Origin of the sequence: Streptomyces sp. KR55, from assembly GCF_052245645.1 — a bacterium.
Taxonomy (GTDB): domain Bacteria; phylum Actinomycetota; class Actinomycetes; order Streptomycetales; family Streptomycetaceae; genus Streptomyces; species Streptomyces flavusporus.
In genome coordinates this window covers 1-7,631 of record NZ_JBQQCE010000475.1, presented here as the reverse complement: position 1 = coordinate 7,631, position 7,631 = coordinate 1, and the positions used below count along the sequence as shown (strand labels likewise).

Genomic DNA, 7,631 nt, shown 5'->3' with positions numbered 1-7,631 from the left:
GAACCCGGCCCGTTACTGAATGAAGATGATGTTCTTCGATCGATGCCGGACGCCGAACGTTCGGTGTTCGGCGTCCGACGCGGGGGGGGGGAGGGCCGGTGAGGTTCGCAGTACTGGGATCGCTGACGACCATCGACGACGACGGCGTGGCCGTCGCCCTCGGCGGATCGAAGCCCCGCTCGTTGCTCGCCGTACTGCTGCTGGAGCCGAACCGCACGGTGCCGCTGGACACGGTGATGGCGGTGTTGTGGGGTGAGGAGCCACCGCCGACGGCCACCGCCTCGCTGCACAACCACGTCGCCCGGCTGCGGCGAAGCCTCCACGACGTCGGCGGCACACGGCTGCGCACCATGCCCCACGGGCTCGAAATGCGCGTCGGCGAGGGTGAGTTGGACCGCGACGTGTTCGAACAGCGGGTACGCCGAGCGCAGGAGGCCCGCAACCGGGAGGACTGGGAGGTGGTGGAGCGGGACGCCGGTGCCGCCCTGGCGCTGTGGCGCGGCGCACCGTTCGCCGATGTGCCCGCCCTCGCCGGCCACCCCGTGGTGACGTTCCTCCAGGAACAGCGGTTGCAGGCGCTCGAATGCCGCTTCGAGGCTCTCCTGCACCTCGACCGCCTCGACGGGCTCGCCGCCGAACTGGGCGTCCTGGTAAAGGAGCATCCGTTCCGGGAGACGCTGCACCGCCAGCTGATGCTCGTCCTCGGCCGCACGGACCGCCGGGCCGAAGCGCTGGCAGTCTTCCGGTCGCTGCGCCGGTGCCTGGTCGAAGAACTCGGGGTGGAGCCCGGCCCCGCCGTCCAGGACGCCCACCGGGAGGTGCTGCTCCGCAGCACGGCCGTCCCGCACCGCGCATCACCCGCCGCTCCGGCGGCCGGCCCGCGGCCCCCATCGGCGGGGACGCCCCCGCGGCTGGCGCAGCTTCCCGCGCCGCCCGGTGAGTTCGTCGGCCGTGCCGAGCACATGGCCGAGATCCGTACGGAGCTGGAGTCCGGCCGCAGCCGCACGGCACTCGCCGTGATCAGCGGAATGCCGGGCGTGGGCAAGACGGGCCTCGCCCTGCACATCGCGGAACAGCTCCGGCATGCGTTCCCCGACGGCCAGCTGTATCTCAACCTCCACGGAGCCACACCCGGCGTGGCCCCTCTTGAACCCGCCGACGCCCTCGCCGTTCTCCTGCACGGCCTCGGGGTGGACGCCCGGCGGATCCCGTGCGATGTGGGGGCCGCCTCCGCCCTGCTGCGTTCCGCGCTCGCCCCCACCCGGACGCTGCTCGTCCTCGACGACGCGGCCTCGGTGAGCCAGATACGTCCGCTGCTGCCGGCCGGCGCCGGCTGCGCCGTACTGCTGACCAGCAGACGGCCGTTGGCCACCCTGGGAGCCGCCACGCATGTCCGGCTCGAGCCGCTCTCACCGCGGGACAGCGCCCTCCTGCTGGAGCGGGCCTCGGGCCGGTCCTGGGCCGCGTCCGACGCCGAACCGGTCGCCCGGCTCGTGGCTCTGTGCGGCCACCTGCCCCTGGCGCTGCAGGTCTCCGCAGCCCGTCTGAGGAGCCGGCGGAACCTTCCCGTGGAGAAGCTGGTGGAACGCCTCGCCCGGCAGGAGGACCGCCTGGACCATCTCGAACTGGAGGACCTCAGCGTGCGCCGGTCCCTGATGGCGGCCCATGAGGCGCTCCTGGGCTCGGACGATCCGCGCGACGGTGACGCCGCCGCAGCCCTGGTCCTCATCGGTGCGCTGGACCTGCCCGAATACGGGGCACCGCTGATGGCCACCGCCATGAACTGCACGGAGCGCAGCGCCGAGAGGGCCCTGGACCGTCTTGCGGAGGTGGCGCTGCTCCAGGAAGTGGGCTGGGGCCGCTACGCCCCGCACGACCTGGTCCGCGACTTCGCCCGGGAACTCGCCGGCCGGCCGGGTGAGCAGGCCCGGAACGCCGAAGCCGCCGAACGGTCCCTGCGCTGGTACCAGGAACGGCTCGCACACTGCGCCGCGGCCCTGCGGCCGGGGACCGGGCGAGCGCCCGAGCACGCCGGGAGCCGGACCGGCACGGTCTTCGCCGATACGGCGGCGGCACTCGCCTGGGGTGACGCGGAAGCGGCGAACCTGCTGGTGCTGGCCGGCTCCGGTGCGCACGGGCGCCTGGGCCCGACCCGCACCCTGGACCTGATCAATGCCTTGTTCCCCTACCTGCACGACCGCGGCCGGGTGCAGGATCTCGAACGGCTGACGCGGCACGCCATCACCCTTGCCAGGTCCAGCGGCAACACCGCGGCCGAAGGCCGGGCGCTGGGCCACCTCGCCTCCGCGCACTACTCGGCCGGACGCGTCCGACAGGCACTGCTGCTTCTGGACGAAGCCGTGGAACTCAGCGAGCACCTCGCCGACGACGTGGCCCGCATGCGTCACCTCGGCAACCGGGCCGCGCTGCTGCGTGAACTCAACCAGGACGCTGACGCCCGAGCAACGTTGGCACGGTGTCTCGCACTGCGCCCCGACCACCTCACACCCGGCGAGGAAGCGATGCTCCTCGGGCACCAGGGGTACGTGGCCGAACTCACCGACCTGCGCTCGGCCCTCTCGTACCACCTGCGCAGCAGGGAACGCGCCCGGGAGGCCGGCAGCGCCGTGATCGAGCAGGTCGCCCTGTGCAACATGGGCCGCACCCACCTGGGACTCGGCGAGCCCGCCCGGGCCCTGCAGAGCTTCGAAGAGGCGCTGCGCGTCATGGCGGCCGGCGTGGCGCACTGGAACGCGGAGCGGGAGACCCGCCTGGGCCAGGCCCAGGCCCTGCGGGCGCTGGGCCGACTCGGAGAGGCCGGGGAAGTGTGCACGGCGCTGCTCCAGGAAGCCGCCACGCGCGGCGACTCCTACGGTCGGGGCCTCGCCGAGTACGAGTTCGGGCATGTCCTGAGAGCGCTCGGGGACGAACGGGCGGCCCTGAGCCGATGGGGCAGCGCGCTGTCCGCCCTGGAAGGAACGGACGCGCAGGTACTCGCCGACCTGCGTGCCCTGACGTCTGCCCCGACGGTCGCTGCCGACGGCTGACGGAACTGCGCCGACGAGCGGCACCGGGACGGAGCCGCCAGGCGGCTCCGTACCCACGAAGGGGGCGCGGTCAGCGGGTCGGGGTGATCCGTACGGTCTCGGCCCAGTCGGGGGGCTGAGGGGCGTCCTCGCCGATCAGGGCGACGATCAGGCGGCAGGAGACAGGTTCCGGGGGCCACGGGGTGTACCCGTCGGTGAGCACGACGACGATGTTCGGCGGTTCGGGTGCGGCGAGCGCATTCCGGATGCCGACGGTCATGTCCGTCCCGCCGCCGCCGGCCAGTTCGACCTGGTCGACGGCGGTCACCCTGGCGACGGCGTGGACGTCGGCGTCGCAGGCCAGGACGGCGACCCGGTTACCGCCGACACCCACCTCGCGCAGCACGCCGGACACCTCGGCGAGCGCGGCCGCGAGATCGTCCTCGCCCATCGAGCCGGAGGTGTCGACGACGATCGCCACGCGCGGCAGCGGTCGGCGCAGGCTGGGCAGCACCACCCGGCCGCCGAGGGCCGGGGTGCGGCGCGAGGGGCGCCGGTAGGTGTAGTCGACCGCACCGCCCGCCCACGCGGCGGCCTCGCGGACGGCGCCGGTCAGCGCCTTGCGCCAGTCGACGGTGGGTTCCAGGACCTCCTCCGCCCAGCGCCGCCAGCCCGCCGGCACCGAACCCCGGGAGCGTCGGTGGGCGCGGACGGCCTGGGCGGTCTGGCGGCGCAGGGCCTCGGCCTCCACGGGGCCGAGTCCGGCCACGCCTTCGCCGCCCTTCTCCCCCAGGTCCCAGGGCGCCGGGACGCCGTGCGCACCGGACCCGCAGTCCACGGGGTGGAGGGACGTGGCCGGGATGCCGGGCAGGTACTCCTCGAAGAGTCCGCCCTCGGGCAGACCGAACATGCGGGGTTCCATGCGACCTTCGGGCAGTCGCAGCCCGTCGGAGACCAGATCGTCGTTGATCTCGCAGTCCTGGGCGATGTTGACCCGCAGGCGGTCGCGTTGGTCTGCCGCGGGCAGCCGGTCGGCCCGGCCGTGGTGGTCGCGCAGGAGGTGCGCCGCCTCGTGGATCCACACTCCGGCCAGTTCCTCGACGTCGGTCGCCTCGACGAAGTCAGGTGCGACGTAGCAGCGCCAGTACCGGTCGACGGCCATGGTGCGCACCTGCTGCGAGACGACGACTGTCAGGGCGTACAGGGCGGAGGCCAGGTACGGGCGTGCCTCGGCCGCTTTGTAACGCGCGGCCAGCAGCTTGGCGCGGTCCAGCCCGTCGGCCGGGCCCCCGGTGACAGCCATGGGGCCGGTCAGCGCGCGCCCGGCAGGGCGCCGGCGAGCTGGAGCAGTTCCAGGAAGGCGTCGATCCCGGGCGGGATCGGCCAGTCGGGCTCGCGCATCGCGGCGAGGTCGCGGGCGGCTCGCGCGGCCACGTCGGGCACTCCGGCGTCCACGGCCTTGGCGAGGACGTCCCAGCCCGCCTCCCAGCGGGGGCGAGTGGGTTCGCTCTGCACGGCGGCGACCACGGCGATGAGGAACGCCAGCTGGCGGTCGCCGCGTTCGGGGAGCGCGAAGGCCGACGGGTCGGCGAGCACCCGGTCGGGGTCGGGCAGGTCCAGGTTCTCCAGGTACGACAGCAGCTCGATGCCGGCCGCCTCGCCGACGGCGCCCATCACGGCGGCGGCCTGCGCCTCGCGTCCGGCACCGGACGCGTACCCGGCGGCGAGCAGGCGCAGCGCCATCTCCCAGGTGCGCGGGGAGGGCCAAGCGCGGCCGCGGCCCTCGGCCTCTTTCGGCATGTGGTGGACCAGGCCGGGGCGGGCGGTCAGGAAGCCGCTGATCACGCCTCGGGCACGGGCGACCGCGCCGGGCACACGAACGGGCTCCACCGCGGGGAGGACCGTCTCGGGCCAGGTGCCGGCCATGCCGCGGGCCACGGTGCGCGGGTCGTGCGTCCAGTCGAGGTGGACGAAACGGTTGGCGAGCGGGGGGCTGAGGTGCCAGCCGTCGGCGGCGCTGGAGGGCGGGTTGGCGGCGGCGACGATCCGCACCGACTCCGGCAGGGCCAGGCTGCCGACCCGGCGTTCGAGAACCACCCGCAGCAGGGCGGCCTGCACGGCCGGCGGCGCCGAGGACAGCTCGTCGAAGAACAGCAGCCCGTGCCCGGTGCGCGCGAGCCGGACGGCCCAGTCCGGCGGGGCCATCGGCACGCCCGAGGCCGCCGGGTCTTCGCCGACGATCGGCAGCCCGGCGAAGTCGGACGGCTCGTGGACGCTGGCGACAACCGTCTCCAGGTGCACGCCGAGGGCGGCAGCGAGCTGTTCCATGCCGGCCGACTTGCCTATGCCGGGCTCGCCCCACAGCAGAACGGGCTGATTCGCCGTCACGGCCAGGGCGAGGGCCTCCAGTTGGGGGTTGCCGGCCGGTTCGGTGCGCGTGACGCGTATGCGGGCGTTGAGGGCGTCGGCCGCCGCGAGAGCGGCGGGAACGGGAAGGGAACCGGTCATGCGTGGATGTCCTCGTCCTGTGCGGGCAGCTCTTCGTCCTCGTCCCAGTCGGGCTCGGAGTCCTGCTCGCTCATGTATTCGTCCCACCACTCGGAGCCGATGCCAGGGTGCTCCTGCAGCACGCGGCGGCGCAGGAACATCAGGTCGGTCCGTTCGTAACGGCGGATCACCTGGGCGAGGGAGAGCTCCATCTCGTCGATCACGTCGATCCTGGCGCCGGCGTCGAGGAGGTCCCTGACCAGGGCGGCGGACCCTCCGTAGTGGACGGCGCTCTGGAGCGGGGTGCGGTGCGCCTTGTCCTGCGCCTCCAGGTCGAGCCCGGCGGCGAGCAGGCGCGGCAGCAGCTCCCGGTGGTCGAGCAGATGCAGGACGTGCAGCAGGCCGCGCCCTCTGCGGTCGTGGACGTGCGGGTCCGTTCCGGCGTCGAGCAGCGCCAGCACGGCGGGGGTGTCCCCGTGCTGGACATGCTGGAACAGCTCGCGCCGCTGGTCCCGCAGGGCGCGCGGCAGCCGTCCCTCGCCACTGGTCCAGGCGTGCTGGGTGGCGAAGCAGCCGGACACGGAGCCGCCGAAGGCGCGCAGGGCGAGTTCGCGCTGCCGCTCCTGCTCGGTGTGCGGGATGTCGAGCACGCCGTTCCTGGACACGACCTCGTGCCATACGCCGCCGCAGCGGACGCGGACCGGCGCGGGCGTCGTCGGGCCGGGCGGGCCGGCAGCGGGTCCGGCCTGCGGGAACAGCGCGGCGGCGACCAGCGGGTGCAGGTCCTCGGGCCGGATCCGGCCGGCGCGCAGCAGGCCGATGTCGGGCAGTCGCTGCCAGGCGTACGAGGGCAGGCGGGGGACGTCCTCCTCCTGGCCGCGGTCCCTGCCGACGACCTGGGCCGGGGCCCCGTCGGCGGCCGCGAGGGTGACCCGAAGGCAGCCGCGCCAGTCGACGGGGATACGGAAACACGTGCCGCGTCCGGCGCGCTCCAGCAGACGGACCTCGGGGGCGATGCGGGTGAGGTCGGGTGCGAAGTACGTGATGAGCTGGGCGACGTCGAGCTGCCGGTAGGAGCGCGGGCCCTGCGGTGGAGGGGTGAGGTCGAGGTCGAGTCCGGCGGCGGCGTACGCCTCGATGTGGGCGCCACGGGCCTGCAGGACGGCGACCCATTCGGCGCGGGCGGCCGGGTCGGCGGTCCCCGGGTCCTCGGCGGGCAGCTCCTCGGCGGCGAGCGGGGTGCCGTCCGGGTGGAGGAACGGCAGACGGCCGGAGTCGGCGGGGCCCGCGCTGTGGCGCAGTTCGCCGGTGCGGCGGACGTCCCAGAAGCGGCGGGCGGCGGTCCAGTCCTCGGTGACGTACGTCAGGCCGTGGAGCCGGTCGCGCGCGGGCGCGATGACGGGACCCAAGTGCAGTCGGAGCCGCTGCGGTCCTTCCAGCATCGGGGAGTTCGTCAGCGACAGGACGGGGCCGGAGCTCCCGTATGCGGAAAGGACGACCCGCCGGCCGGGGGTGAGCGTGGTGTGGCCGCTGAGCGTGCGCGGCAGGTGCCAGCGCAGCAGGTCCGGTGCCAGGTGGCGCAGGTCGTCGGTCACCCGGGCTGCCACGTCGGGGCCGTACCGGTCGGCGATCCGCTCCGGGTCGAGGTCGTCCGGGACGTCCACCGCGGCCGCGGCACAGGCGGCCCGCCAGTCACCTGCCAGGCGTGCTTCCGTGGCGCGTTCGATCATCCAGCCGGGGACGGCGTAGCGGCGGATGCGGGCCCAGGCGGAGGCGTCCTCGGGCGACAGGGCCGCGGGTGGCAGCGGACGCCGGCTCATCGGTACACGCTGCCGATCGCACGCAGGTCGGGGTGGGTCGGCCGGGCGGGGCGCAGCCGCTCGGCGAAGGACCGCTTGACGCGACGGGGCAGGCCGGGTCCGAGGCCCACGTACTCGAGGTGGTGCCGCTCGGGCAGCGCGGCGAGCAGGCTCTTCGCACCGCGGCCGGTAATGCCGGTGTGGCGCAGTTCGAGGCGGCGCAGCGGGCTGCCGGGCAGGGCGGCGGCCAGGGCCCGGGCGCCGTCGTCGCCGGTGGCGTTGCAGGTGGGGCCGAGGCTGCGTTCGGACATGGCCCGGC

General features: G+C 74.5%; 4 protein-coding genes and 1 pseudogene. 1 reads left to right on the top strand and 4 read right to left on the bottom strand.

Annotated features, from left to right (window positions below):
* Positions 1-98: 98 nt before the first annotated feature.
* The gene (locus ACTWQJ_RS42345; protein ID WP_443311740.1) at positions 99-3,047 is read left to right on the top strand and encodes an AfsR/SARP family transcriptional regulator; all 2,949 of its coding nucleotides are present in this window, start codon (positions 99-101) and stop codon (positions 3,045-3,047) included.
* A 70-nt stretch (positions 3,048-3,117) separates the two neighbouring features.
* Here ACTWQJ_RS42345 and ACTWQJ_RS42340 read toward each other — a convergent pair whose 3' ends face one another.
* The 4 genes and pseudogenes from ACTWQJ_RS42340 to ACTWQJ_RS42325 form a co-directional block, all read right to left on the bottom strand.
* A complete protein-coding gene (locus tag ACTWQJ_RS42340) occupies positions 3,118-4,329 on the bottom strand; it encodes a vWA domain-containing protein (RefSeq protein ID WP_443311739.1) in 1,212 nt (403 codons plus the stop codon).
* A gap of 8 nt (positions 4,330-4,337) precedes the next feature.
* Positions 4,338-5,534: an AAA family ATPase gene (locus tag ACTWQJ_RS42335; RefSeq protein WP_443311738.1), complete on the bottom strand. Its 1,197-nt coding sequence runs from the start codon at positions 5,532-5,534 to the stop codon at positions 4,338-4,340.
* Entirely contained in the window at positions 5,531-7,333 is a 1,803-nt protein-coding gene (locus tag ACTWQJ_RS42330; RefSeq protein ID WP_443311737.1) for an ankyrin repeat domain-containing protein, read from the bottom strand. Before ACTWQJ_RS42330 ends, ACTWQJ_RS42335 begins: the two co-directional genes overlap by 4 nt.
* A pseudogene (locus ACTWQJ_RS42325) lies at positions 7,330-7,631 on the bottom strand (gala protein); the annotation flags it as partial. The pseudogene ACTWQJ_RS42325 and the gene ACTWQJ_RS42330, both read right to left, overlap by 4 nt.